28 protein-coding genes are annotated in these 24826 nt (G+C 41.6%); 8 read left to right on the top strand and 20 right to left on the bottom strand.

Annotated elements, in window-relative coordinates; genetic code table 11:
• Window position 1 precedes the first annotated feature (1 nt).
• The 3 genes from AUF14_RS12605 to AUF14_RS12615 form a co-directional block, all read right to left on the bottom strand.
• Window positions 2–910 carry a sensor histidine kinase gene (locus AUF14_RS12605; RefSeq protein ID WP_049221952.1) on the bottom strand — a complete coding sequence of 303 codons (909 nt, stop codon included), beginning with the start codon at window positions 908–910 and terminating at the stop codon, window positions 2–4.
• A complete protein-coding gene (locus tag AUF14_RS12610) occupies window positions 911–1612 on the bottom strand; it encodes a response regulator transcription factor (protein WP_049221950.1) in 702 nt (233 codons plus the stop codon). It lies immediately after the preceding gene.
• Between the two features lie 731 nt (window positions 1613–2343).
• Window positions 2344–3408 carry a hypothetical protein gene (locus AUF14_RS12615; protein WP_049221948.1) on the bottom strand — a complete coding sequence of 355 codons (1065 nt, stop codon included), beginning with the start codon at window positions 3406–3408 and terminating at the stop codon, window positions 2344–2346.
• Window positions 3409–3852: 444 nt separating this feature from the next.
• On the opposite strand from AUF14_RS12615, the gene AUF14_RS12620 reads away from it, so the two are divergent.
• Window positions 3853–4836: a thermonuclease family protein gene (locus AUF14_RS12620; protein WP_049221946.1), complete on the top strand. Its 984-nt coding sequence runs from the start codon at window positions 3853–3855 to the stop codon at window positions 4834–4836.
• A gap of 87 nt (window positions 4837–4923) precedes the next feature.
• Here AUF14_RS12620 and AUF14_RS12625 read toward each other — a convergent pair whose 3' ends face one another.
• The 3 genes from AUF14_RS12625 to AUF14_RS12635 form a co-directional block, all read right to left on the bottom strand.
• A complete protein-coding gene (locus AUF14_RS12625) occupies window positions 4924–6000 on the bottom strand; it encodes a zinc ribbon domain-containing protein (protein WP_049221945.1) in 1077 nt (358 codons plus the stop codon).
• A gap of 159 nt (window positions 6001–6159) precedes the next feature.
• Entirely contained in the window at window positions 6160–6927 is a 768-nt protein-coding gene (locus AUF14_RS12630; protein ID WP_049221943.1) for an SDR family NAD(P)-dependent oxidoreductase, read from the bottom strand.
• 102 nt (window positions 6928–7029) lie between these two features.
• Complete coding sequence (locus tag AUF14_RS12635; protein ID WP_227656355.1) at window positions 7030–7371, bottom strand: carboxymuconolactone decarboxylase family protein; 342 nt, start codon at window positions 7369–7371, stop codon at window positions 7030–7032.
• A gap of 141 nt (window positions 7372–7512) precedes the next feature.
• Here AUF14_RS12635 and AUF14_RS12640 point away from each other — a divergent pair, with 141 nt between their 5' ends.
• From AUF14_RS12640 to AUF14_RS12665, 6 genes are all read left to right on the top strand, one after another.
• Window positions 7513–7875 (top strand): MerR family transcriptional regulator, encoded by a 363-nt coding sequence (locus AUF14_RS12640; RefSeq protein WP_065422893.1) that lies wholly within the window; start codon window positions 7513–7515, stop codon window positions 7873–7875.
• Between the two features lie 139 nt (window positions 7876–8014).
• Entirely contained in the window at window positions 8015–8215 is a 201-nt protein-coding gene (locus AUF14_RS12645; RefSeq protein ID WP_048721549.1) for a DUF4177 domain-containing protein, read from the top strand.
• Window positions 8216–8444: 229 nt separating this feature from the next.
• On the top strand, window positions 8445–9392 hold the full coding sequence (locus tag AUF14_RS12650; RefSeq protein WP_016179387.1) for an ABC transporter permease: 948 nt from the start codon (window positions 8445–8447) through the stop codon (window positions 9390–9392).
• Window positions 9389–10357, top strand: coding sequence for an iron chelate uptake ABC transporter family permease subunit (locus AUF14_RS12655; protein ID WP_016179386.1), 969 nt, complete (start codon window positions 9389–9391; stop codon window positions 10355–10357). The genes AUF14_RS12650 and AUF14_RS12655 overlap by 4 nt, the downstream gene beginning before the upstream one ends.
• Window positions 10354–11112, top strand: coding sequence for an iron ABC transporter ATP-binding protein (locus AUF14_RS12660; protein ID WP_016179385.1), 759 nt, complete (start codon window positions 10354–10356; stop codon window positions 11110–11112). The genes AUF14_RS12655 and AUF14_RS12660 overlap by 4 nt, the downstream gene beginning before the upstream one ends.
• A gap of 61 nt (window positions 11113–11173) precedes the next feature.
• A complete protein-coding gene (locus AUF14_RS12665) occupies window positions 11174–12139 on the top strand; it encodes a siderophore ABC transporter substrate-binding protein (protein WP_049221941.1) in 966 nt (321 codons plus the stop codon).
• Between the two features lie 48 nt (window positions 12140–12187).
• On the opposite strand, the gene AUF14_RS12670 is transcribed toward AUF14_RS12665, so the two are convergent.
• From AUF14_RS12670 to AUF14_RS12720, 12 genes are all read right to left on the bottom strand, one after another.
• A complete protein-coding gene (locus tag AUF14_RS12670) occupies window positions 12188–12847 on the bottom strand; it encodes a Crp/Fnr family transcriptional regulator (RefSeq protein WP_049221938.1) in 660 nt (219 codons plus the stop codon).
• Window positions 12848–12881: 34 nt separating this feature from the next.
• Window positions 12882–13418 (bottom strand): ferritin family protein, encoded by a 537-nt coding sequence (locus tag AUF14_RS12675; protein ID WP_049221936.1) that lies wholly within the window; start codon window positions 13416–13418, stop codon window positions 12882–12884.
• A 1-nt stretch (window position 13419) separates the two neighbouring features.
• A complete protein-coding gene (locus tag AUF14_RS12680; protein WP_048720065.1) occupies window positions 13420–13650 on the bottom strand; it encodes a heavy-metal-associated domain-containing protein in 231 nt (76 codons plus the stop codon).
• Between the two features lie 32 nt (window positions 13651–13682).
• On the bottom strand, window positions 13683–15593 hold the full coding sequence (locus tag AUF14_RS12685; protein ID WP_049221934.1) for a heavy metal translocating P-type ATPase: 1911 nt from the start codon (window positions 15591–15593) through the stop codon (window positions 13683–13685).
• A 117-nt stretch (window positions 15594–15710) separates the two neighbouring features.
• Window positions 15711–15860, bottom strand: coding sequence for a hypothetical protein (locus AUF14_RS22525; RefSeq protein WP_167584840.1), 150 nt, complete (start codon window positions 15858–15860; stop codon window positions 15711–15713).
• 11 nt (window positions 15861–15871) lie between these two features.
• The gene (arr, locus tag AUF14_RS12690; RefSeq protein ID WP_049221932.1) at window positions 15872–16282 is read right to left on the bottom strand and encodes an NAD(+)--rifampin ADP-ribosyltransferase; all 411 of its coding nucleotides are present in this window, start codon (window positions 16280–16282) and stop codon (window positions 15872–15874) included.
• A 65-nt stretch (window positions 16283–16347) separates the two neighbouring features.
• Window positions 16348–17904, bottom strand: a complete 1557-nt coding sequence (locus tag AUF14_RS12695) for a sialidase family protein (RefSeq protein ID WP_049221930.1) — start codon at window positions 17902–17904, stop codon at window positions 16348–16350.
• Between the two features lie 101 nt (window positions 17905–18005).
• Window positions 18006–18896, bottom strand: a complete 891-nt coding sequence (locus tag AUF14_RS12700; RefSeq protein WP_049221929.1) for a sulfite exporter TauE/SafE family protein — start codon at window positions 18894–18896, stop codon at window positions 18006–18008.
• A gap of 209 nt (window positions 18897–19105) precedes the next feature.
• Window positions 19106–19471 carry a VOC family protein gene (locus AUF14_RS12705; protein WP_049221926.1) on the bottom strand — a complete coding sequence of 122 codons (366 nt, stop codon included), beginning with the start codon at window positions 19469–19471 and terminating at the stop codon, window positions 19106–19108.
• Window positions 19464–19814, bottom strand: coding sequence for an iron chaperone (locus tag AUF14_RS12710; protein ID WP_048720041.1), 351 nt, complete (start codon window positions 19812–19814; stop codon window positions 19464–19466). Before AUF14_RS12710 ends, AUF14_RS12705 begins: the two co-directional genes overlap by 8 nt.
• Window positions 19815–19876: 62 nt before the next feature.
• Window positions 19877–20185 carry a hypothetical protein gene (locus tag AUF14_RS12715; protein WP_049221924.1) on the bottom strand — a complete coding sequence of 103 codons (309 nt, stop codon included), beginning with the start codon at window positions 20183–20185 and terminating at the stop codon, window positions 19877–19879.
• The gene (locus tag AUF14_RS12720) at window positions 20185–21138 is read right to left on the bottom strand and encodes a helix-turn-helix transcriptional regulator (RefSeq protein ID WP_016179372.1); all 954 of its coding nucleotides are present in this window, start codon (window positions 21136–21138) and stop codon (window positions 20185–20187) included. The genes AUF14_RS12715 and AUF14_RS12720 overlap by 1 nt, the downstream gene beginning before the upstream one ends.
• A 166-nt stretch (window positions 21139–21304) precedes the next feature.
• Here AUF14_RS12720 and proC point away from each other — a divergent pair, with 166 nt between their 5' ends.
• Window positions 21305–22117, top strand: coding sequence for a pyrroline-5-carboxylate reductase (gene proC, locus AUF14_RS12725; protein WP_102866072.1), 813 nt, complete (start codon window positions 21305–21307; stop codon window positions 22115–22117).
• An 87-nt stretch (window positions 22118–22204) separates the two neighbouring features.
• Here proC and lpdA read toward each other — a convergent pair whose 3' ends face one another.
• Both lpdA and AUF14_RS12735 read right to left on the bottom strand, forming a co-directional pair.
• A complete protein-coding gene (gene lpdA, locus AUF14_RS12730; RefSeq protein WP_049221921.1) occupies window positions 22205–23596 on the bottom strand; it encodes a dihydrolipoyl dehydrogenase in 1392 nt (463 codons plus the stop codon).
• 12 nt (window positions 23597–23608) lie between these two features.
• Complete coding sequence (locus tag AUF14_RS12735) at window positions 23609–24826, bottom strand: dihydrolipoamide acetyltransferase family protein (RefSeq protein ID WP_102866073.1); 1218 nt, start codon at window positions 24824–24826, stop codon at window positions 23609–23611.

Raw genomic sequence — 24826 nt, forward strand, 5'->3', positions numbered from 1 at the left:
TTTATTTAGGTAACGTCACGTAAAATTTTGTTCCCTCACCTAATTTACTGCAAACGTTGATTTCTCCATGATGGGCTGTGACTAATTCCTGGATGATCGCCAAACCCAAGCCATTTCCCTTTGAGCGGCGCGCTTCATCGCCTTTATATAAACGGTCAAAAATCCTTGGTAAATGTTGTTCTGAGATTCCTCGTCCATTGTCGGAAATTTCCAGTCGTACTTGCTGATCCTGCTCAAATAATCTAATCGTCACTCTGTTTCCCCGACTGTGCTTCAAGCAATTTTCCAATAAATTATCAATGATTCGGCGAAATGCGGCTGCATCAATCGTACAACGAAGTTCCTTTTCAGGAATCTGGATGTCATAGCTAAACCGCATTTCCATTCGAGGAATCCACTCACTGACAATCTCTCTTAACAGCTCACTGATATCGGTTGCTTCAAAGTGATAATGCCGTTCACCAGATTCGAGCTTGACCCATTCAAAAAGTGTGTCGATATAGGTTTCTAATTCAAAAGCTTTCGCCTGAGCTGCCCGCAAATATTCCTGCTGCTCCGCTTCTGTAACCAAACCGTCAGTAATCGCCTCTAAATAACCAATCAATGAAGCCAATGGTGTTCGAACATCATGGGATAAGCTAGTGATCAGCTTGCGATATTCATTCTCCGAAACCCGTAAGCGGCTAAGCTGTTGTTTGATTTCTGAAACAATCTCATTTAACCGAAAACAAAGTGCCGCTATATCAGAGTTTTCATCCACAACTATTTTTCGATCGAGATTGCCTTCTCCGATATCCTCTAATACAACCATTGCTTGTGCAATCTGACGTCTATTTTGCCGCAGCCTCACAATCAGCAACAAACATACTACCGCCAGCAATAAGCAAATTATACTCAACACCAACATCATTTATCCCTCCTGATTAAACCGATAGCCCACACCTCGAACGGTTTGAATAAAAAACGGCTGCGCTACATCTGGCTCGATCTTCTTCCGCAGCTTGCTGATGAAGGACATAATGTTGTTATCATCAAAGGCATACTCCGCGCCCCAGACTTGTTGATATATTTGTCGCTTCGTAAAAATCTGCCCCTTGTGAGATGCCAGAAAATATAACAGCTCAAACTCTTTTCCTGTCAGCTCCAACGATTTCCCCTCCAATAAAACAATCCGTGTTTGTCTATCAAGGGTTAAATGCTTCAACACTAACGCCGTTTCATTAACAGCTACTCGACTAAATTTCGTATAGCGTCGAACCAATGACTCAACCCGCGCCATCAGTTCCGCCATGCTAAAAGGCTTCGTCAAATAATCATCCGCCCCCAATTGCAGTCCCCGAATCTTATCCGCCTCTTCATTTTTAGCTGTCAACATCAAGATCGGTACCACACTTTGCCTGCGGATCTCCGCTAAAATACTCATACCATCAATTTGCGGCAGCATGATATCCAAGACAATCAAATGATAATCCCCCGACAGTGCCAATTGCAGACCACCAGCCCCCGTATGAACAAGTTGCGTCTCGTAACCAGCATTTTTTAAATAGCGATCTATAATCGAACAAAGCTCCTGATCATCATCAATGACCAATACCTTAGTTTTCTCCTGCATAAGTCTTCTCCTCATGAAAAATAATTATTCTATTATTAATTCTAGCAAATAACTTGAACCTTTCGGACGAAAGTTGCAGAGTTTAGGAATAAAAGAAGAACGGGAAAAGAAAAACACCTTCCGATGTTGGAAAGTGTTTTGGGAAAATTTCGGGGGAAGGGCGGCGGACAAGGGTTTGATTCTTTAATTTGTTTGGTTTTCAAATAGTAAGTGTCATCAACTGGTCTTTTAATCCTTTTTGGATTTGGATTGATGTTTGCCAGTAAACAGGAATCTATACTACAGTATTTATACTCCATTATTTTAGATTTGAACGGGAGGACTTGGCTGTTACCGATATTTTTACCTTTATTTACATTCCACTATTTTAGATTTAGATAGGGAGGACCTGGCTGTTACCGATATTTTTACCTTTATTTACATTCCACTATTTTAGATTTACCCATCTTAAATTATACCTGTTACCACTAGGCCTTAGTAACCTATTTCTGTCGATCCCTACTTTAGACACTCATTACTAAGCAATCATAACAATCATTTCACTCAAAAACCTTGTCATCTCAACACTTTTCCGCTGCTGTCGTAACTACAGGAATTTCCGATCTTCAACGATCGACAGATGGCCAGCAATGTGAAGTTATTCAAATTAACTCTAAAGATATTTGCCCATAACAAATAAAGGTGCAAAACAGCACACTTTTTTTTTGATTAAGCCAAAAAAATTTACCACCTTATTTTCTTCGTCTACGCTTACGATCTTTTGATTTTTTTGGATTACTTTGGCCTTTATTTTTCCTTTTCATTAAATCAGTTTTTTCTTCTATCGCTATTTGCTTCTCGCTTTTGGGCTTTTTATAGATTGATTGCGGATTCTTTGGATTCTTGTTTTCCTTAACGGGCTCAGGTGTTTCCTCAACTATAGAAGTTACTGCCCCGCTAGTGGACTCCGGTTCTTGCGACGTAGCAATGGACTTTTCGGGCAGACTTATCTCTTCATTGTCAGGATTTTCTTTCTGCCCTTCACTACGTGTATCAGCTAATACAATGCCTTCAGGTAGTAACATTTCTACTAATTGTAGCCTTTCTTCTTCACTCATCGTACTGAAATCAAAAGCAGGTTTCACTGATTCAGTCTGACTTGCTGAAACTGGGGCAGACTCCTCCACAATCTCACCTTTTCGAATTTTGATGTGGCGTGTACAATTTACAATCTCAGAGTTTTCCAGCTTCACAAAACGGCGAACGCCATCCTTTTCGAAAATTGTTAAGGAGCTCAGCAATTCTAACACAGCATCGATTTTCATCGCTGAAGCATTCTTGTCTGCATCGCGCAAACTCCAAGCATGAATCTTACCAACAGCATCTTGAAAGGTTGAGTAGACTTTATACTGCTGACCCTCTAATTCTTCGATCGATGTTGTTTTGGCAAATAAATATTTTTTGCAACCGCTCACACGATTATTGTAGCGGTGATATTCTTTTGTCTTCTTATACAAACGTCTGATCACTTGCTCCCATTCTTTTTCACTATCAAAGAAATCATGGAATAACGGGGCAAAGTTCCGTAACACATCCGATGGCTCAGCAAATAAAAGAATTTCCCTGATTAGATCTTTACAAATCAGTGAAAAATCAGAAATGCATAGAGAATTACGTACAAGTACGGCGACGACGTATTGAATAACCGTATCCGCATCATGTGAGTCCGTGTACGCTTTCATTATCGCTTTTTCTAATCTTTCCCGTTTCGTTACAAAAAGTTGTAGCTGAGATAGTGCCCATGGTTGTGTTGACATCCGTTTTTCCTCCCTAACAAAAATATGTATTATTTAGTAATCCTTATTCTTAAATAATACCGCAATAACAGTTTAATTACTTCCTTACACAACCCTACTTTTTAATTATTAATAACAAAAATGAAGAGCAAAGAAGGCTTCTCAGTAATACCAAGGTTTTTTCGCTCGCAAAAAAAATACCTCAAAATTTCGAGTTATTTTTTAAATCATTTTTTTGTTGCTCTTGGACTATTAAAGCTTGAAAGATTCACCCCGAGAAAATAATTATTTAAGTTATCTACCTTTTTGAAAATCTGTATTTATCGATTTTCCGTCCGATTGAAAATCAATGATAAAGTTTATTTTCCATCTTTATATCAATTTTATAAATAAATATAGTATCATTTAAATACACACATATCGTTAAATAATTATTTTCAAACATTTAACAAAGGGGGATCATAAATGAAAAAGCAGATTGGGGTTAAACTGGGAGTTACATTTGCACTATTATTTAGTTTTCTGTTTTCTACGCCGACACTACAGTATCAAGTAGAGGCTGCGAAAGCAAAGACTGAGGAGAAGGCAAAGATTAAACGTGTTGCCAACAAGAAAGTCACGGTCAAAGTCAAAAAATATATTGACGGTGATACAACACGTTTCAAATTAAAAAATGGTAAAAACGTTACAGCTAAATATTTACTGATTGACACCCCCGACCTAAAAAAGGAAAGCCCTTACGCAAAAGAAGCGATAACTCGGACGAAAGAATTACTTAAAAATGCGAAAAAAATCCAGATCGAATACGACAAAGGCAAGGAGCGGGATAATAAAAAAAGAGAGCTAGTTTATGTTTGGGCGGATGGCAAACTCGTACAAGAAACCCTTGCCGGCGAAGGCTTGGGAATGGTACGCAGTACTAAAAGTAAAAACACAAAATATCAAGAGAAGATAAAAAAAGCCGAGCAACAGGCCAAAGACCGAAAACAGAATATTTGGAGTATCGAAAACTACGCACAAGCGGATAAAGGATACAATCAAGCCGCTGTTACAGCTCATTTAAAAGCACTTGAAGAAGAGGTAGCAGCCCAAGCAGCGGAAGAAGAACGGCTGCAAAAAGAACAAGCAGCCAAAGAAGCAGAGGAAAAACGAGCTGCTGAACAAGCAGAGGCTGCTAGAAAAGCCGAAGAAAAACGAATCGCTGAGGAAGCTGCGGCTGCGAAAAAAGCTGAGGAACAGCGCATCGCTCAAGAAGCAGCAGCGCAAGCTCAAGCCGAGGAGGCTGCTCGTGCTCAGCAGGCAGCGGAACCTGCTCAAGGACAAACGGTTTACGTTACACCCACCGGCAGTAAATACCATACGCATAAATGCGGCAATGGTACCTACTCACCTGCTACCTTAGAAGAAGCCCAAGCCCGCGGGTTAACAGCCTGCGCCAAATGCTATTGATTCAAGAAGAGGAGAGCCCAGTGTTTGGCTCTCCTCTTTACTGTATTATCCATCTACACTACTACCAAACTGCTTCATCGCGTCTGATTAAAAATCTAGCTGGATTTCTGATGCAGGTCGATTCGCATCATATTCTGTCGCTAAATATTTTCCGGCAGCAATTTGATAGGTCTCGCTTTTCAAATCATCCTTGTTGTCCTTAAAGCTTAACTGAACCGTCATTCCCTGATGCCAGACCACATCCTTTATCTCCGCCTGTCCATTTTTGATCGTCGCGACGGCTTGATCATTTAACAGAACTTTTGCATCCTCCCTATTTGAGGCAACTTTGAAGGAAATCTTATGAAGGCTGACGGTAACATGGCTATCGGTCTCAAAATCAGGATTACGATAGCGGATCAGTCTTTGGGTGGATGCGGACTGCACATCGCCTGATTTTCCTGCAACTTGATAGCTGCCCGGTGTAAGGGGACCCCAAGTTGTCTGAAAGTTACTGCTTTTTGATGTCGCCAATTTCTTATCGTCGAGTGATAGCTGGATCTTCGCCTGATCTGCTGTAACCGTCAAATAAACAGGTTGAATCACTAATTGATAGCGTGGGAATATCCCGAAGTACCGTCCCCTTTGATGAAGCGAAAAATCCGCTAATTGGCCCGGATCATTTTTCAAATCGAGTAGAAATTCAGCAAAATCGGCTTTATGATTGTCCTCCTGATAATAACTAATAAATTTTTTCAACTCCGTTGCGGAGACTTTATAATTAGGATCTTCTGAAATAACGACCTCCGAGATTTTCTTTGGGTCTTGTGTTTTGAAGGTTTGGGCTAAGCGATTCAATTGCTGCGGGTAGCTATAATAATAGCGACCAAATAAGAAGCCGCTTATAAGTAACAGCACTACCGCAAGTAGGCTAAGCAGACCCAATTTTTGTCTCCTCGACAGTTCCTTTTTCACCCTAGCCGTTGGGCTGTCGGTTAATTTTAGCTGCTGGCCGCAATTGGAACAAAAGACTTCCTTCGCTTGGATTGCTTCCCCACAATTGGAACAAAAGTGAAGGTCTTGGTAGTTATTTTCAGCTATATCTATCGTAAAAGGTTGTCCGCATTCTTCGCAAAAGCGTGCATCGTCCAGATTTTCATGATCGCAATTGGGGCAATTTTTCATGGATATCCTCCCTATTTCTTCCTAATCAACCACTCAATTATGGATGTACCTGTTAATTGTAGCAAAAATAGTGACGAAAGAGGCTCAATCTGGTTAAAACTCTGGATCGAACATTAAAAAAGCACTTTCCCGTTTTGAGAAAGTGCCCCATTAATTGACTTAAACGATGGACGTTCCGCCATCAATAATAATAAATTGACCGTTGGTATAGCTGGATGCTTCACTTGAGAAATACAGAATTGTCCCATTCAATTCTCCACGTCTTCCCGGACGACTCATCGGGTTCATCGTATTGTACATGGTCAAGAAATCATCTGATTTGAATAAAGTATCTTCTGTCATTTCTGATTCGAACAGCCCTGGGCCAACTGCATTGGTGGTAATGTTATGTTTTCCGTAGCTGGCAGCCATTCCTTTGGTTAAACCAACGACTGCTGCTTTACTAGCATTGTATGAGTGGCGAATAAAAACCTCGGCTTTGTCCGCCATTACCGCATTGATTGAGGCTACGTTGACAATCTTGCCATACTTATTTTCGATCATGTGTTGGACAACATATTTACTAACTAAGAAGATTCCTTTAACATTTACATCCATTGATTTATCGAAATCTTCGACAGTCAAAGAGTCTACCCCGCCTCGCACTGCGATTCCCGCATTATTTAGCAGAATATCTAAATGACCAAAATGATCGTATGCCTGCTGGATACCCGCTTTGACATTTTCTTCATCTGTCACATCCATTTTGATCGCCAAAACATCGCGGCCCATCTTCTTGATCTCTTCTGCCAATGCCTCTAAACGTTCCAAACGTCTAGCTAATAAAACCACATCTGCTCCAGCTTCGGCATACGCAATCGCCGCATCACGACCTAATCCGCTGCTGGCACCAGTTACCACAGCTACTTTTCCACTCAAATCAAACATAACTTATTCCTCCTTTTTGATAACGCATTCATTCGTACTATTCTAACGGTACCTAAGTTGATAGGGGAATGTCAATAGCTTGTGAAAAAATGATGGTCACAATCATGCTAAAGTGCTGTTTCTAGACGCAAAAACTTCTTTGGCGCTTGTGATTGCATTCAATACTCGCGGAAACCCCACATAAGGGATGCAATGAGTAAAAATCTCGATAATCTCTTCTTCTGTAATACCAACATTCAATGACCCATTAATATGAACCATTAATTGGTTTTTCGTATCTCCTTGGGTCAATAAGCTGGTGATTGTAACAATCTCCCGTTCGCGGAAGGACAAGGTATCCTTATTATAAATATCTCCAAAAGCAAATTCTAAAATATAGCGCCCGACATCCGGCGCGATCGTTTCGAGACTCTCAATCACTCGTTCTCCGGCTTCCCCATCAATCTCCTACAAATTTTTAATTCCTTGTTCCAATCTTTTATCAGTCATAGCAGTTCCTGCCTCCTTTATGGTAAAGTACTATAAACTATCAAGTAGGCTTTACAGCAAGGATTTTTTTAATCACTATGAAAAAGGAGAATTTTGATGTACAAAATTAGTGAGGTCGCCAAAATAACTGGTTTTAGTATCCCTACCCTACGATATTATGAAGAGCTAGGAATCAGTGCTCCTGCAAAGAATAAAAACGGTTATCGTGAATATAGCGAAGCCGATATTGAATGGTTACGTTTCATTCACCGATTAAAGCAAACCGGTATGCCTCTGGAATCGATCCAAAAATACTCAGAGCTACGTAGTCAAGGAGACCAAACGATTGAAAAGCGCATGAAGCTTTTAGCAACTCAAAGAAATCGTCTATTGTCTGACAGACGAAAAATCGACGAACACCTAGCCTTTTTGGAAAATAAACAAGCCATATATAAACAAATGCTGACTGACAGAGACTAAAAAAAGCTGGAAACTATAGTTTCTAAATAACCAGCTTACTATCAATATCCTCGTACTTTACGGACTTTTCGAAACAATCATTTCTGTTTAGAGCCTTCTTGCTTTTCTCCATATATAATGATAGTAGGAGGAATGAAATATGTGGACATACAGAAGTGAAGTGTTAGAAACGTCAGTGAAATGGTTTAAAGATAGCGCCAATATAGAAGATTTAGAGCGGTTAGACGATTTGATTAATAGTCGGGCTAACGAAGGTTGGGAGTTCGTGACCCACTCATACATGCCAAATGTTATCGCCACTAGAAGTGCGATATTGGTCACATTCAGAAAAGAGAAATAATACTTTTATCTAAAGGCTGAGAATCATTCCTCAGTCTTTTTTGTTTGGAAGCCTCATTTCAGCTAGAGTCTCCCCCTCCCCTTTGTTCTCTTCAAAATACCTCCTATATTCATAACAACTCACTTAAAAAAATATCATTAAAAATCACTTGCATTTGTTTGGTTTTTCACCTAAACTTTATAACCAGAGAGAATGAGAATCATTATCAACTATATAAGGAGATGAGTTATTGAGAAAAATAGGGATTCTTTTGGTTTTATTTTTGTTAAGCGCTCTCTCTATTTTTATCGGAGTAAAAGATTTGGTGCTGCAGGCTTTATTTCAAGGAGATTCACAACAGTGGCTGATTCTTGCTACTACACGTGTACCGCGTACCGTCAGCTTGATTTTAGCAGGCGCAACGATGAGTATCTGCGGTCTGATTATGCAGCAGCTCACACAAAATAAATTCGTTTCACCAACAACTGCTGGCACGATGGATAGTGCCCGTTTAGGAATTTTATTGGTCATGCTCTTTTTGCCTAATGCTTCTACGACTGTTCGGACTTTGGCCGCATTTATTTTTGCCTTTCTTGGTACGATGGTTTTTCTGGGGTTAAGTCGGTTGCTCCCAACAAAGGAGCCGATTTTTTTACCCTTATTAGGGGTAATGTTCGGTAATATTGTCGGATCAGTCGCTACCTTTTTTGCTTATCAGTTTCAGCTGATTCAAAACATGTCTTCGTGGTTGCAGGGGAATTTTTCACTAGTGGCTAAAGGCAGCTATGAATTGCTTTATCTAACGATTCCACTGTTTTTGGTTATCTACTTATTTGCCTATTATTTCACAATTGTTGGCTTAGGCGAAGATGTTGCCATTAATTTAGGCGTGAATTATCGCTTGATCCAAACGCTTGGGATTGGTCTCGTTGCAGCAGCCAGCGGACTGGTTTTAATCATGGTGGGGACCGTTCCTTTTTTAGGTGTGATCGTGCCGAATATCGTTTCGCTTATTTATGGAGATCATGTAAAGCAGAATCTATGGATTACCGCAGTGAGCGGCAGTCTATTTTTAATGGTCTGTGACATTCTCTCCCGCATCGTCATCGCACCATATGAGATACCAGTCAGCTTGACGGTCGGTATTTTAGGCAGCTTAATCTTTATTTACTTATTGGTTGGGAGGAAACGTGCATGAAATTTTCTCTGCCAAAAAAAGAATTGCTTTTAGCTGGACTCACTGTCCTTGCCCTACTCTTATGCGGACTTTACTTAACCTATAATACCTATGGCAATTTTCAATTTGCTTGGATGCTGCGAGGAAAAAAGGTGGCGGCCTTTTTACTTGTTGCATTAGCGACTGGAATAGCAACTGTCAGTTTTCAAACACTGACTCAAAACCAGTTTTTGACGCCGAATATTCTAGGTTTGGATTCCTTATATGTATTGATCCAGACACTATTGTTCTTTTTCGTGGGTGGTGTCAACATGCTCTCACAAGAACAAACCTCTACTTTCTTAATCAGCATTTTTTTGATGGCCTTATTGAGTTTGCTCTTAGCTAACGTCCTGCTAAAACAGCAGCAAAATAATCTATTTATCCTATTGATGTTAGGAATGATCCTCGGTACCTTATTCAGCAGCACGAGTAATTTTCTGCAGGTCATCATGGACCCAAATGAATATGATTTGTTGCAGGGACGACTATTTGCCAGCTTCAGCAATATCAATACGACTCATTTAGGGTTGGCCGCCGGAATTATCCTGTTGGGCTCTTTGGTTTTATTGGCTGCTAATCGCTATTTAGATGTCCTGCATTTAGGAGACGATCAAGCAACGAATCTCGGGATTCCACTAAAAAAGTTTCAGATTTTGATTTTATTTCTAGTCAGTCTCTTAACTGGAACAGCGACTGCTTTAGTCGGACCAATCACTTTTTTAGGATTTATTGTCGCGAATATTAGTTATCAGCTGATGCCGACTTACCGTCATAGTTATTTGTTTCCTACCGCGGTTTTACTAGGAATCATCTTTTTAGTCGGCAGTCAATTTTTAGTCGAACAAGTTTTCCAATTAAAAACAACTGTCAGTGTCGTCACACAATTCGTCGGCGGTTTGTACTTTATAGGCAAAATCATTTATGAGAGGAGACGACAACGATGATTGATCTTAAAGAAGTGTCAAAGAATTACGGTGAAAAAAAGGTGGTCACCGAGGTATGCTTGCCAATCGAAGAAGAAAAACTGACGGCCTTTATCGGCCCAAACGGCGCTGGTAAGAGTACCTTACTGTCGATGATCAGTCGGTTGATCTCTATCGATGCCGGACAAATTTATCTCGATCACAATGAGGTCAAGGCTTGGCGCTCCAATGAATTGTCGAAAAAATTATCAATCCTAAAACAAAGCAACGGTGTGAATCTGCGCATCACTGTTCGTGAACTCGTTAGCTTTGGCCGCTTCCCCTATTCAAAAGGCCGACTAACTAGCGAAGATAAAGAATTGATTGACTATGCCTTAGAAAAACTCGGATTAGTCGAAATGGCAGAAGATAGAATTGATACGTTATCTGGAGGTCAACTGCAACGTGCCTATATTGCCATGATCTTAGCACAGGATACCGAATATATTCTTCTGGACGAACCTTTGAATAATCTCGACATGAACCACTCCGTCCAGCTAATGAAGACGCTGCGACGCTTGGTAGAAGAAGAACACAAAACAATCTTGCTAGTCATTCACGATATTAACTTCGCGGCGACTTATGCTGATGAGATCGTTGCCATGAAGAATGGCGGAATTTTTGCTCATGGATCAATGGAAGAAATAATCCAACCGCAAATATTGAACGCATTATACGAAATGGATATAAAAATCTGTGAACTAGACGGCAAACGCTTTTGTATGTATTTCAATTAAACATGGTATTTAGCCTCATTTAACAGTGAGGAATTTAATAATAAATTAGGAGGAAACAGAAATGAAAAAATATATTGTTGGCTTATCGATGGTGTTGCTTAGTTTAGGATTGGTCGGCTGCGGTTCGACAAATAATGAAGGAAGCAGCGATTCGACGGGGAAAGCCGCGACAAGCAGCACAGCCAAAGAAGAGACGCTTGAAGTGAATGACTCCAACGGAAAAGTAACTGTACCAAAGAATCCTAAAAAGGTGGTCGTTTTCGATAACGGGTCTTTAGATACCTTGGATGCACTAGGAGTAGGTGATAAAGTCGTGGGTGCGGCAACGGATAATTTGCCTGCTTACTTAGATGACTATAAGAAGGTCGATTCAGCTGGCGGGATTAAGGAACCAGATTTAGAAAAAATCAATCAAATGAAACCCGATTTGATCATTATCTCTGGTCGGCAAAGTGACTTTTTAGAGCAATTAAAAGAAATCGCTCCAACCATGTATCTAGCGGTGGACACTTCCGATACCTGGAATTCTATCAAACAAAATGTTGAAACCTTAGGAAAAATCTTTGGCAAGGAAAAAGCTGCCAAAAAACAATTAGCAGCGCTTGAAACCAGCATCAAAGAAACCAAAGAAAAAGCTGTTGAAAGTAAAGACAAAGCATTGACTGTGCTTGTTAACGAAGGTCAATTGTCTACCTATGGGAAAGATTCACGCTTTGGAATTGTTTACGATACCTTCGGCTTTGCAGAAGCAGATGATGCCATCAAAGCCTCTACACATGGTCAAAGCGTTTCATATGAATATGTCCTAGATAAAAATCCAGATGTATTGTTTGTCGTTGATCGGACGAAAGCAATCGGTGGCGATGACAGTAATAATAATGTCGCTGACAATGAATTAGTCGCTCAAACAACTGCCGGCAAAGACAAAAAAGTCATTTCATTACAGCCGGATGTTTGGTACCTAAGCGGTGGCGGATTGGAATCCGTTAAAATGATGCTTGAAGACGTCAACCAAGCATTTGAATAATCAGGAAAAGAGGAGGGTGTGGCAAAAGTACTTGTCACACCCTCCTCTTTATAGATCCTCCAATCCATCCTTATCTAATAAAACAATTTGCCGCCTCTCCCGGCTAATCAGCTTCAGCTTTTCTAATCGTTTAAATTTTCTAGACAGTGTTTCTGGTGTCGTTCCTAAGAACAAAGCCAACTCCTTCATTTTCATTGGTAAAACGAAGGTATTCGCTTCAGCAACCTTTGCCAAATCCAGCAGATAAGTCGCTAAACGTTCTTCTACTTTTTCCATCATCAAAAACTGCGTCTGCTGCTCAGTCTTGACCATTTTTGCCGCATTAATCTCCAATAGCTTCAGACTTAATTGCGGATAGTCTAGTAACAATTTAGAAAAATCTTGTTTCTTCAGAATACAAACTTCCGTAGGCTCCAATGCTTCACCAAACAATACCTCATTCCGCACACCAAACAATTGATTTTCACCTTCGTAACCACCAGGCGCTACCACACGCAGAAGTTGCTCCTTGCCATTTGACGAAAGCTGATACACTTTTATATTTCCACGAGCCACAATGACCAGCTGTTCTTCTCCGTCTGGTGTAAAGACCTGTTCCCCTTTATCAACAATCCGATGCTTGATTAACACGTGAATCTTTTTTTGATCCGCAAGCTCAAGATGGTTAAATAATGGAACTAAAGAAACACATAGATATTCTTGATGCATGGAGACCCTCCTTAGTTTGTATGATGATCCTCAGCTATTCGTCATCATCCTCTTCAAATTCCTCGTGCACATCATTTCCTAAATAGCGCTGCCAAAGCAATACTTGGTGTTTGATCCATGTATAAAGCTTTTTCAGGTATTCAGCTAAGCCGAACTTTTCTTCCTTTTCTGCTAATGCAATTCCACGAGTGATAAATAAATTCTGAGTAGATAGATCAGTGACGAGCTCATTAAGAATATAATCAGCTGCTTCATATTTCAGCTGACCGCTTTCTTTGATCATCGCATAGCTCGTAAATTCCTCTAGTGTTGTAGGAATGAGCTCCCCTTCATCTAATACCAAGCGACTCAATTCGTCAAACAACTGATCCTCTTCGACAATCATCGTTCTTAATCTAGGCTCAGCAAAACCTCGCACGCTGCCTTTTAAATAATACTCCGCTTGGCGTAATTTCACACGATGGATAAATAAATTGGCTAAAATATGGCTGATCATCGCAGCAGCTGTCGGTGTGTGATGATCCGCTTCGCTTTTTATTCGTTCTGCTTGATACGTTTCCTCTGCGTTCATTTTATGCCAACTCCTTTACTTTCATTGCTTCTACTTCGTATCCTAAATCTTCAATAACCTTTTTTAAAGCATCCGGGCTCGTTTCATCCGAACGAAGATCCGCTTTGACTTTACTAGCGTTAAATAGAATTTTTACCTTATCAACACCCTTTTGCTGACCCACCGCGTTCTCGATTTTTTGCATACATGATGGACACGTTAAGGTGCCTAATTGAATAATGACTCTTTTCATGGTTATTTTCCCCCCCATTTCTCTTGATACTCCTATTCTACTGAGTCCTGTTCCATAACAAATTGATTTCTATCAAGTTTTGAATTTTTTATGTGATAAGAAAGCAAACGCATCCCATTAATGACCACCACTAGGATACTTAATTCATGGAAGAACATTCCACTAGCCATATAGACATAACCAAAAATCAAACCAATCAGTAAAAATAGAACAGTTCCAATCGCAATCGCGATGTTCTCCTTCATGTTCAATACTGTTTTTTTTGTTAGACGATACGCATGGACCAGCTTTTCTAGTTTTGACTGAATCAATACAATATCTGAGGTTTCCACCGCCACGTCTGTTCCGCCGCCCATGGCAATGCCGATATCAGCTAATGCAATCGAAGGACTGTCATTGATCCCATCTCCAACAAAGGCAACAACCTCACCAGCCTCCTGTAATTGATGGATAAAGGCTGACTTTTCTTCAGGCAGCAGTTCACCATAAATTTCAGATAAGCCTAATTCTTTCCCAATGATTTCAGCTGTTGTTTGATTATCACCGGATAACATGATCAAGCGCTTAATGCCATTTTTCTTTAGCTTATCGAGCGTCTCCGCTGCTTCTGGACGAAGTTGATCTTTGATTCCGATCACCTGCACCACTTGATTTTCTGCTGCTACGAAGACGATTGAATGACCTTGCAACTGTAATTGCTCGACATCAGTCTTCACGACAACCGGAAGTGAAATACTCTGCTCCTGCATCAATGCTTTGTTTCCGATCGCTAATTGAACACCGTCAGCTGTTGCGACCATTCCCTTGCCCTTTTCAACCACTGTATCCGTCACTTTGATCTCTGCTGTTTTTGCCTTGTCCTCTACATAATCAACAATCGCCCGACCTAGCGGATGATCAGATTCACTTTCGATGGCTGCTGCTAAACGTAAATAGTCACGCGCTTGATTTCCATAAGCTTTTGCGAACGCTACACTAGGTTTTCCGTTAGTCAACGTCCCCGTCTTATCAAAAACCATCGTATTCACACGGCTAAAGGTATTCATTACTTCGCTACCCTTAATCAAGATGCCGTTCTTCGCACCATTTCCGATTCCCGCAACATTCGACACAGGCACCCCGATAATCAGCGCCCCCGGACATCCAAGTACCAGAATCGTGATTGCTAAGCGAACATCTCGTGTCATTATCCCAACAAGCGCGGCTAAAACTAAAATAAGCGGAGTGTAATACTTGGCAAAGCGATCAATAAAGCGTTCTGCCAATGACTTGCTGTCTTGCGCCTCTTCCACTAACTCGATAATTTTTCCAAAAGTTGTTTCTTCACCAACTCGTTGCGCTTCGATTTTTAGCGTGCCATTTTCCAAGAACGTTCCAGCAAATACCTGATCGTTCTTTTCCTTAAATACCGGATTTGATTCGCCGGTAACATTTGCTTCATTGAGATAGCCGGTCCCTTTGATCACATACCCGTCCACAGGAACCTGTGCTCCTGTTTTAACTAATAAACGATCACCCATTGCGACTTCATCAATATCGATTTCTTCTGCGGCATTTCCTATCAGTCTCCAAGCCGTTGCAGGTGCCAGCTTTACTAGTTTTTGTATTGCTGAGCGGGTACGCTCCAATGTTTTTTGCTCAAGTAAATGGCCTAGTAAAAACAGGAAGGTCACGATCGCTGATTCATTGTATTCGCCAATAATGAACGCACCAACCACCGCAATGGTGACTAACAAATCAATACTGATGACCTTCACCTTCGCTGCTTGATATGCTTGAATCGCAATTGGTGCCGCACCAAAAATCGATGCCAGTGCCATCCCACTATCGTAGACTGTCATTTGATGGAATAGGACTTTGGCGGCAATCGCTACGACAATAAAGCAGCCGCTGACGAAGGTGATGGCTTTTTTGTGTGCGATTATTTCCTTCTGATACATCATTTTTCTCACTCCTCTTCTTTTCACTATTAGTTTACAAAGATCCTAAGGAGAAATAATTGACAACTATCAAGAAAACAAAAAAATCGACCGCAATAACCTACGATCGATCCTGTAAAATTAAATTAAGCTAATATACAACGGAACCATTTCTTCCAAAGCTTGGGTTGTCGTTTCATCGATATTTGGGATAACGGTTGTTTTAAAGTACAATTTATCCAGTTGGAAGCTGCGCTCTGGCTGCGTATTGTCAGATAAAAACACTGACAATGGCAAGTCGATTATTCATTAATGGCTTCGATACCCTGCCGCTTCATTTTTTCGACATGAGCCAACATTGTTTGCAGCTGCTCATCAGAGTGTCCGGTCCATTCTCTTACCTCACCAACAACCTTTATAGGCTGACGCGTGCGATACGAGCGAGTGGGATTTCCGGGAAATTTTTTATTCGTAACATTAGGATCGTCCTCAAAAACTCCCGTCGGTTCCACTTGATAAATCCGTTGTGGGGAATCTCCTAACGCCAGTTCAGCACCCCAGATTGCCGCATCCATCGTCGCCGAAAAATAAACAAAATTCGCTTTAGCTTGTTTGCCATAGTTTGAATTTTTTCCAGCCTCTAGTAAGTCTCCAACTTGTAAATCAGCTTTTGTTCCATGATAAAATGGGCCTTTATCCAATCTAGCTTCCATCGAATCACTCCATCATCTTTTTTCTGTAACCGAGCAGTATAGCAAGAAAAGGCTAGAGTGTAAACTTATTCAGTCGGCTTTACTTCCGATAGCTGTTCGGCAAATTGCCACGTCTCGCCATTATCAGAAGAACGATACAGGCAAGCAAACATTTTCCCCTGATCAATCCCCGCCATTTTCAATAAATAGAATTTCGTTTCTAGTTGATTGGTACTGACCTGTGTCACCTCGTTGGGCGTTTGGAAAAGATCCAATCCACCGGTCTGATAATCCGCGGGAATTGTCACGACCGCTTCTTTGAAGGAACTGCCGCTATTATTAGTGTAGTATAGGTTCTCCCGAGTAGAAACGAAGCCCAGCGTCGGATTGACAAAGCTAACATTTTGAACCGGCTGATTAATGGTTGTCCCATTGCTTCTAGACCACGTTTTACCAAAATCATTCGTTTGGAAGATTTCTAATCCTTCCGAAGATACCTCTGGTGAAGCATTAGAATAAACCAGTACACCGCTGCCATCAGCGAAAAACTGCGCCTTGCGATAACGAATCCTCTGAGCATTCTCTGAGACGAGGGATTTTTGCCATGTCTTCCCTTGATCGTGGGAAAATAAGAAAGACAACTCTTTTTCGTTATCCGAATAAATAAACCAAGAAAAATCTGGCGCAATATTATAGGTTTTATCCATCCAATAGCCCAGCGGAATCTCGCCGCTAGTTAACAAATAGCTGCCAGAGCGCATCCATTCTGGTTTCAATGGTACAAATGACCAAGTACTTCCGCTATCGGTCGTCATATATAGCTCATGGGTTTCATTATTCAAATCCAATTGATTGGCCTGATTCGTCCGTTTTTCTGGTGCCGTTCCCTGCTGGACTATCAAATCATCGCTCGAAAGTGGTGCAGCTTCGCTTGATGCTATGGACTTCGCTGGTTCTGAATGACCACCATAAAGATTTTGATGACGATTCAGTCCATCATACGTAAATACCCCGGCTGCTCCTAGAAAAAGCAGGCTGATCATCAGAAGCACCCATTTCTGATTTACTTCCTGTGCTTTTGGAAAGGTCATTGGTAATCGCTCGGGGTCTTCATTGACCACAAATAATTGAACGGTAGAAAAGCCCCAAAACTCTTGATAATTGCCTAAATAGATCGTCGCGCCGTCGAAGGTCGTCGTTAATTCAATACATTCTATTTTTAATAGACGAATCACGGGCTTTCGCTTTTCTTCCGCTAAATAATAGGCCTCCTGATCTTGATAGACGACCGGGTATTTCGCAGCTTTTTTCACCTGTCGTTCCAAAAATCGTTGGAACGAACGGCGCAGCTCGATTCCTTGAATCACGTTTACAATGAAAAAGAGCACCACTGCGAGCACACTAAGCAGTCCCAGCACGAGAGAAAAATGATAAAATCCCCGTAACCAATAGCCGCTGTCGATCGAGCGTACACGCATTTCTAACTGCTGATAGACAAAACTGCCGATTCCAAAAAAGAGCACACTTGCGATTATTAAAAATAAAAAGGCAGACACCAGATTTTTTTGGCGATTCTTTCTTGCTCGCTTGTATATCGGCTCCGCCGCAGAAAGCAATTCAATAATCAATAACTCCTGATCCATAATGTCTCCTATCAGTAATTTCTTTCATTTATTATCCGTCAAAAATCAATGCATGAATAGCTTCTTTCACTGAATTTAAAAAAAGCCCTAGAGATTTCTCTCTAAGACTTCTTCAAACTCCCTGTAACCACCTGCATTCCCTTACGGATGTAAGTAAAACCTGAATAAAGAACTACCGCAATCACAACCCAAGTCAATACGTTCATATTTAAACCAGTGACAAAACGCGTCGCGATGATCACTCCAATGATTCCGCCGATCGTAATTCCAAGGCTGACCTTACGAGAATAATCACCTGATTTAATAAAGTTTGTTCCTGCAACCGGCATCAATCCGGCACAAGAAGCCATCATGATAGGAAAAGCGACTAATGGACTCAAGCCTAGCATGTATACCATTGCCATACATGGTGCGTATAGACCCACACCGATCGTCATTAATGCGCCTAAAATAAAGTTTCCGACAATACCGACAATCAATTTTATCCCCGTCAAGCTGGTCAAATGATTGCCTGTTCCTAATAAATCAAGTAGGCCTAACTGCTTCAACGCCATCAAGGCCGCAGTGATAATCAACGCGATCCCCATATAAAACTGCACTTTTTTCTCAGGCAGCTTGCTGACGGTTTTTGAACCAACATATGAACCTACGATTGCTGCGAGAACTAATGAAAATAAGGTTAGCGGTGCTACTTTGACAACTGTAATAAAAATAAATGCTTCAATAATAACTGGAACTGTGTGAGAAACGTTCAATGTTCCCGGCAATTGACGGTCATTGTCTAATTGCTTCGTCGTTTCCAGCAGCATCGTCGTTGGCGCGAAGCTTCCGATTCCCAGCGTATCCATCGCGTCAGTAATAAAACCAATCACACCAGAAACCAAGAAGTTCCCCCCGCCCCAGTTTCCACGTTCAGCAATCAAATCGCGAACAAAATAAAAAAGATAATAAACCAATAGGACGCCTAACAGTCCCAACAAAATTTGTACCATAATACTCTCCTTTAAATAAAATAATCAATGAAAGCTCTTTTTCCTCTTAAGATAATACAACAATTCACAAGAATTTTGACTTAAATCAAGTAATAGTTTGATGATATTCGTCAAATAAAGCAGCTAGGTTTCAATGAGTTTTAATAACGGATTGCTATTTCATAGCTGCATTATGCTTTCAAAAAAAATAACCCTCAATTACTTGAAGGTCATTCACTCAACACAAAATAATTATTTTCAGGATCGGCGAAATTGAATAGACGCTTTCCGCCTTGCTCCATCATAGGATTTACATTCGGACTAAGTTTTTTTAGTCGCTCATGATAGTTGTCTAAATCAGTTACCTTTAATAGCAACGAAGGAAAGTTATCAACTACCTCCGGTGACACCTCTTCAATAAAGCGGCGATCAAATAGAACCAGCTGAACCGCTTCAAATAATTCTACCGTCACCTGTAAAGAGTCATCCGGCATGGTTTGCTGCGAAGCAATTTTCCCGTCTAATCCTTCCTGCCAAAAAGCTGCGGCTCCCGCGACATCATCGACATATAGCATAATCTCTATTCCCTTAAGCATTTTTCTCCACCACTTCCTTTAGACGAAAACGGACCATCTTTGTAATCAATTCTCTCGGCAACTCTTTCGTATATGGAATTTGTAAAGCGCCTTTTGATGTTTTATAATCCTTCAGTTGTTTCTCAAATGCCGACATCGCACTTGGTGTCGGATAGAAACCTAGGTGTTTTTTCATCGCGCCAAAGTGAACCAAATTTTCCGTTAAATAGAAGGTTGGCATACCATAAGAGAGTTTTTCAGTGGTTTCGACTGGGAGCATTTCTTTAATAAGTTGATAGATTTCCTTAAGCATTGGTTGTTGGTCCTTTTCAGCATCATTGATGTATTCTTCAATCGGTGACATCACTTCACGCCCTTTTTCTTTTTAGTCTAGCGGAAATCATTGAAAAGGTATACAAACTTGCTTTACTCGTCCTTTAATAAATCACCTAAAGAAAAACCGTCGAAGGTCTCACCATCATAATATTTCAGTAACTGCTCCGGTGTTAATAATGAAGAGGTCATATCTTCCTCTTTATCCTCCACCTGATTCAAGGCTGCATATTCCTGGTATTGCTCCGCTAACTGGCGATACATCGCTTTTTTCGAAGGTCCTTCTCCTGTGATAAACGGCAACTCCTTAATGTGCCCACGATAAAGCGGCAATTCCCCTACCCAGTCAATCGGCTGCTCAACAACAGTCAAATGAACGTCGTCAAAAAGGTCTTCATACATTAGTTTTCTTCCTCTCGCATTTTTCGGTATTGGCGCGGTGTAACTCCTACAAGCTGCTTAAAGCGTTTATAAAAAAAGGCTTTATCCTTGTACCCCAAGCGCTCTATGATTGTTTGAATGGTTAGATCTGTTTGCTCCAAATAGCTTTTACAGCGTTCGATTCTTCTAAACAAAACAAGCTCAGTAAATGTGTGCCCCGTCTTTTCCTTTAACAGACTTGACAAATAATTCGGATGAAAATGAAATTTTTGAGCAACCTCCTCTAAGGTCACTTGTTCTAACCGAGCATCGACATAGGTTAAAATCTCCTCTGTTAATTGTCCATTCGATACAAAGTTGTCCTTTGCGATCAGCCGTTCGGGTGCTGCTTGACTAATTTCCACGATCAAAAGAACAAATGCAGATTTGGTCACTTTATTGTTAAAGTATTCCATCTTAACCACTTGCTTCAGCAGTAACAGCGCGTAAAAATGCACATCCGTTACCTCCGCAAAGTCATAAATCAAAAAACGTGGAACATCGCTCAATTCAACACTCAAAGCTTCAACAAAAAAACGATAAAGCAGCGGCTCTTCAAAAAACTGTCCTAAAAGCGATTCCGTAAAGTAGCCTGCTTTAAAATAAAAAGCAATGATTTCCGTTTCTAAGTTGCCCTGATAGGAAAGAATCGTGCCCTCATTAGCAATGATCAATCCTCCAGTCCTCAACGCCTTTTCTGAACCATCAATCCTGACAGACACAGCTCCTTTCATCACGTACAATATACGTATGAAACCAGTAGGAACCTCGATCCGATCCCTTGTCTCCTTTGTTACAAAAGCCGCGATTTCCCGCTGCGGATTATCAGCAAAGCGTTGAACCTCATCACTCATCTGACCATCCCCAACTAAGTAGCAATCCAATGTTTTTAGAAATTGATAGAAGCTGGTGTACTGCGCTTTTGTTACCTCCATTTTATCCCACCTTAGAATCAAACACTTTCTTCTTTGTCTACACTATTTTAAATAAGGCTCAATAAGCATATAATTTCTTTATTGATTGTACCATATTTAGGCATTTTAAACATTTGATTCAAACACTTTCCGCAGTTAAACGGATTAAAAACAAGGAGGATGTACAATGAAAATTGGTTTTATTGGTGCCGGCAATATGGCATCTGCAATTGTTGAAGGAATGGTTCAAAAAGGCTTTAGCAAACCAGAAAACATTTACTTATATGATATCGCAACAAAGAAAGTCCAAGCATTCGCCGAAAAAATCGGTGCTCATGCACTTAGTGATCCGCAAGAAGTTATTAAAACAGTCGACACCTTAATTTTAGCGGTCAAACCAAATGTTATTAAGGGAGTCTTATTAGAGGCAAAAGACGCAATCCTGCAAAATGATCCATTGATCGTCTCTATTGCTGCTGGAACAAGCACCGAGGCTATTTATGAGGTATTTGAAACGGATCAACCGATTCGAATTGTACGTGTCATGCCGAATATGAATGCGATGGTCGGTGAAGGTGCAGCGGCTGTTTGCGGAAATCCAAGTGCCACAAAAGAAGACGTCGCAACGATCATTGATCTATTTAATGCAGTCGGCAAAGCCTGGCCGCTAGAAGAAAAATATTTCTCCATCTTCACAGCGATCGCTGGCAGTTCACCTGCTTACACCTTCCTATTTATTGATTCGATTGCTCGTGCAGCGGTGAAAAATGGCTTGCCAAAAAATATCGCGCTAGAAATGGCAACCCAAGCAGTTCTAGGCAGTGCCGAGACCTTAGCCTACAGTAAAGAAAATCCATGGGAGCTAATCGACCGCGTAAGCTCACCCGGCGGAACAACCGTCGCTGGAATCGTTGAACTAGAAGACAACGCCTTTATCTCAACAGTGATTAAGGGAATCGATGCTACGATTCGTAAAGATGAAGAATTAGGAAAGAAATAGACTAAAAACAGGTGTCTCTCTCAAAACTGAGAAAGACACCTGTTTTATATATTCCCTAAGAAGCAACTTTTTCCGGCATAACCTTTTTTACATATGAATCGGCAAGCCTAACCCAACTTCACAAGCATCCATCACCATCTCGGATAATGTAGGATGCCCATGGATCGTCAGCGAAATATCTTCTAACGTCAGATAAGATTCGATCGCCAGAGTGATCTCAGCCACTAGATCACTGGCGTTGACACCGACGATTTGGGCACCTAAAATTAGCTCCGTCTCCGCTTCAAACACTAAGCGGACAAATCCTTCAGTCGCATTTAAGGATAACGCGCGGCCATTTGCTTGCATCGGAAAATTCGCCGTCTTAGCTTTGATCCCTTCCGCTTTGGCTTCTGCCAACGTATAACCGACTGTTGCTACTTCTGGATCGGTAAAACAGATTGCTGGGATTGCGCGATAATCTTTAGCGACATTTTTCCCGCCGATGACTTCTGCCGCGACCTTCGCTTCATAGCTTGCTTTATGAGCAAGTGCTAAGCCCTCAACAATATCACCAATAGCAAAAATATTTTTTTGAGACGTTCGGTATTGTTCATCTACCTTGACTAGATTTCTCTCCGTCAGTTTGACTCCAGCCTTTTCCAAGCCCAAGTTCTCGGTATTCGGTCTTCGCCCGACTGTTACCATCACGTAGTCTGCTTCGATCATTTGCGTTTTACCTTTAACTTCAAACTCTACTGCCACACCATTTGTCGTTTCAACAGCTTTTTTGGCTTTCGCATTCGTAAAGACTTCTACGCCATTTTGCTTGAAACGTTTCGCCACTAACTCAGAAATATCACTTTCAAAATTCGGTACAATATTCGGACTGCCTTCAATGATCGTGACTTCCGATCCTAGATTACGATAGGCACCGCCGAGCTCCGATCCGACGATCCCGCCGCCGATAATGATCAGCTTCTTCGGAATCTCTTTTAGGTTCAATCCGCCAGTGGAATCCAGCACCCGACCGGCAAACGCAAAGCCGGGAATTTCGATCGGGCGGCTGCCGGTTGCCACGATTGCGTGTTTGAATTCTAATTTTTCTTCACCATTTTTCGTTGTGATCGTCATGCTCTGCGGACCTGTAAATGTGGCCCGCCCCATAATAACTTCTGCACCGTTTTTCTTTAAGAGCATACCAACGCCGGAAGTCAGTGTTTTTACGACCTGCTGATCCTTCCACTGCTGCGTCTTCGTAAAGTCCAGCTGTGCTTCCTTGACACTCAAGCCTAGAAAGTCAGAATGCTGTGCTTCTTGATAGCGATGACCTGCAGTGATTAAGGCCTTCGAAGGAATACATCCGACATTCAAGCACACACCGCCAATATGCTCTGCTTCTACTACAGTTACCTTTTGTCCTAATTGCGCTGCGCGAATGGCTGCGACATAACCGCCAGGTCCGGCGCCAATTACGACTGTATCTGTCTTTTTCGTCATGGTCAGCCTCCTCTACAGCAACAAACTCATTGGATTTTCCAGCAGGTCAACGATCATACTTAAGAACGCTGCGGCTGGTGCGCCATCAGCCACTCGATGGTCAAAGGACAGGCAAAGATTCAACGCGGTAATTGTCGCTACTTGTGGTCCTTCTGGCGTATCTTCAACGACAAGCTTCTCATAGCTTCCACCAACACCTAAAATCGCCACTTCTGGCAAGTTGATGATTGGGTTAAAGGTTTGCACCTTGCTGCGGCCTAACGAGCTGATAGTGAAGGTGCCGCCGCTCATTTCCGCTGGCATCAATTGACCCTCACGAGCTTTCTTTGTCATAGCCTTGACCGCTGCTGTCAGATCGCTTAAGCCCATTTGACTGGCTTGCTCTACGACTGGCACCACTAATCCTGCGTCCACGGCCACCGCAACACCAAGATTGACCTGATCAAATTGCTTAATTCCTTCTTTATACGCATGTGCGTTAAATTCAGGATATGCCTTTAATGCCACCATTGCTGCTTTTGCGATGATCTCTAGGAAGGATAATCGTTGATCGGTACGTTCCTCTACCATTGGCAATAATTGCTTCCGCAGTTCGATTACTTTAGTTAAATCAACTTCAGCATTCATGGTGACATGCGGAATCGTCTGTTTGCTCTCTGACATCTTGTCTGCAATAGCTTTACGCATGCCGCTCCAAGGAATCAGCTCGCCTTCTGTCGCTGCCGCTTTTGATGCAGCAGCTGTGGCTGGTTCTTGATATTCCTTCACGTCCATTGCTTGGATTCGACCTTTCGGGCCAGACCCCTGAACCTTTTTCAAATCGATTCCCTTTTCTCTGGCAATCCGCCGCGCTGCTGGTGTTGCCCGAACTTTAGTCGTTGCAGCGGCTGTTTCCTGCGTTGGCTCCGCTACCGCTTCGGCAGCCTTTTCAAGCTCTTCTTCAACTGCCGCCTCAGCTTCACCACTCGGCATTTCCGCAGGAACGTCTTCCCCAGCTTCACCGATGTAGGCGATTACAGAATTTACTGGAGCGCTCTCCCCATCGCCAATATATTTTTTGAGTAAAATTCCTTCATCATAGGCTTCCACTTCGATCGCGATTTTATCGGTCATCACTTCAAAAATTGCTTCCCCGATCTCCACAGAATCGCCTTCATTTTTCAGCCACGTCGTGATCGTTCCAACATCCATCGTGGAACTTAACTTCGGCATCAATACTTCATTCGCCAT

Origin of the sequence: Enterococcus avium (assembly GCF_002891025.1) — a bacterium.
Classification (GTDB): Bacteria; Bacillota; Bacilli; order Lactobacillales; family Enterococcaceae; genus Enterococcus_A; species Enterococcus_A avium.

Excerpts from the sequence above, each read along its gene's own strand:
- AUF14_RS12710 (WP_048720041.1), bottom strand. The coding sequence starts at position 19,814 with ATGTCACCGATTGAAGAATACATCAATGATGCTGAAAAGGACCAACAA.
- AUF14_RS12685 (WP_049221934.1), bottom strand. The coding sequence starts at position 15,593 with ATGATGTATCAGAAGGAAATAATCGCACACAAAAAAGCCATCACCTTC.
- arr (WP_049221932.1), bottom strand. The coding sequence starts at position 16,282 with ATGGAAGCTAGATTGGATAAAGGCCCATTTTATCATGGAACAAAAGCT.
- AUF14_RS12670 (WP_049221938.1), bottom strand. The coding sequence starts at position 12,847 with ATGCATCAAGAATATCTATGTGTTTCTTTAGTTCCATTATTTAACCAT.
- AUF14_RS12665 (WP_049221941.1), top strand. The coding sequence starts at position 11,174 with ATGAAAAAATATATTGTTGGCTTATCGATGGTGTTGCTTAGTTTAGGA.
- AUF14_RS12610 (WP_049221950.1), bottom strand. The coding sequence starts at position 1,612 with ATGCAGGAGAAAACTAAGGTATTGGTCATTGATGATGATCAGGAGCTT.
- AUF14_RS12720 (WP_016179372.1), bottom strand. The coding sequence starts at position 21,138 with ATGGAGGTAACAAAAGCGCAGTACACCAGCTTCTATCAATTTCTAAAA.
- AUF14_RS12630 (WP_049221943.1), bottom strand. The coding sequence starts at position 6,927 with ATGTTTGATTTGAGTGGAAAAGTAGCTGTGGTAACTGGTGCCAGCAGC.
- proC (WP_102866072.1), top strand. The coding sequence starts at position 21,305 with ATGAAAATTGGTTTTATTGGTGCCGGCAATATGGCATCTGCAATTGTT.
- AUF14_RS12715 (WP_049221924.1), bottom strand. The coding sequence starts at position 20,185 with ATGTATGAAGACCTTTTTGACGACGTTCATTTGACTGTTGTTGAGCAG.
- AUF14_RS12615 (WP_049221948.1), bottom strand. The coding sequence starts at position 3,408 with ATGTCAACACAACCATGGGCACTATCTCAGCTACAACTTTTTGTAACG.
- AUF14_RS12655 (WP_016179386.1), top strand. The coding sequence starts at position 9,389 with ATGAAATTTTCTCTGCCAAAAAAAGAATTGCTTTTAGCTGGACTCACT.
- AUF14_RS12700 (WP_049221929.1), bottom strand. The coding sequence starts at position 18,896 with ATGGTACAAATTTTGTTGGGACTGTTAGGCGTCCTATTGGTTTATTAT.
- AUF14_RS12675 (WP_049221936.1), bottom strand. The coding sequence starts at position 13,418 with ATGAACGCAGAGGAAACGTATCAAGCAGAACGAATAAAAAGCGAAGCG.
- AUF14_RS12640 (WP_065422893.1), top strand. The coding sequence starts at position 7,513 with ATGTACAAAATTAGTGAGGTCGCCAAAATAACTGGTTTTAGTATCCCT.
- AUF14_RS12680 (WP_048720065.1), bottom strand. The coding sequence starts at position 13,650 with ATGAAAAGAGTCATTATTCAATTAGGCACCTTAACGTGTCCATCATGT.
- AUF14_RS12645 (WP_048721549.1), top strand. The coding sequence starts at position 8,015 with ATGTGGACATACAGAAGTGAAGTGTTAGAAACGTCAGTGAAATGGTTT.
- AUF14_RS12695 (WP_049221930.1), bottom strand. The coding sequence starts at position 17,904 with ATGGATCAGGAGTTATTGATTATTGAATTGCTTTCTGCGGCGGAGCCG.
- AUF14_RS12705 (WP_049221926.1), bottom strand. The coding sequence starts at position 19,471 with ATGCTTAAGGGAATAGAGATTATGCTATATGTCGATGATGTCGCGGGA.
- lpdA (WP_049221921.1), bottom strand. The coding sequence starts at position 23,596 with ATGACGAAAAAGACAGATACAGTCGTAATTGGCGCCGGACCTGGCGGT.
- AUF14_RS12625 (WP_049221945.1), bottom strand. The coding sequence starts at position 6,000 with ATGAAAAATTGCCCCAATTGCGATCATGAAAATCTGGACGATGCACGC.
- AUF14_RS12660 (WP_016179385.1), top strand. The coding sequence starts at position 10,354 with ATGATTGATCTTAAAGAAGTGTCAAAGAATTACGGTGAAAAAAAGGTG.
- AUF14_RS12605 (WP_049221952.1), bottom strand. The coding sequence starts at position 910 with ATGATGTTGGTGTTGAGTATAATTTGCTTATTGCTGGCGGTAGTATGT.
- AUF14_RS12620 (WP_049221946.1), top strand. The coding sequence starts at position 3,853 with ATGAAAAAGCAGATTGGGGTTAAACTGGGAGTTACATTTGCACTATTA.
- AUF14_RS12735 (WP_102866073.1), bottom strand. The coding sequence starts at position 24,826 with ATGGCGAATGAAGTATTGATGCCGAAGTTAAGTTCCACGATGGATGTT.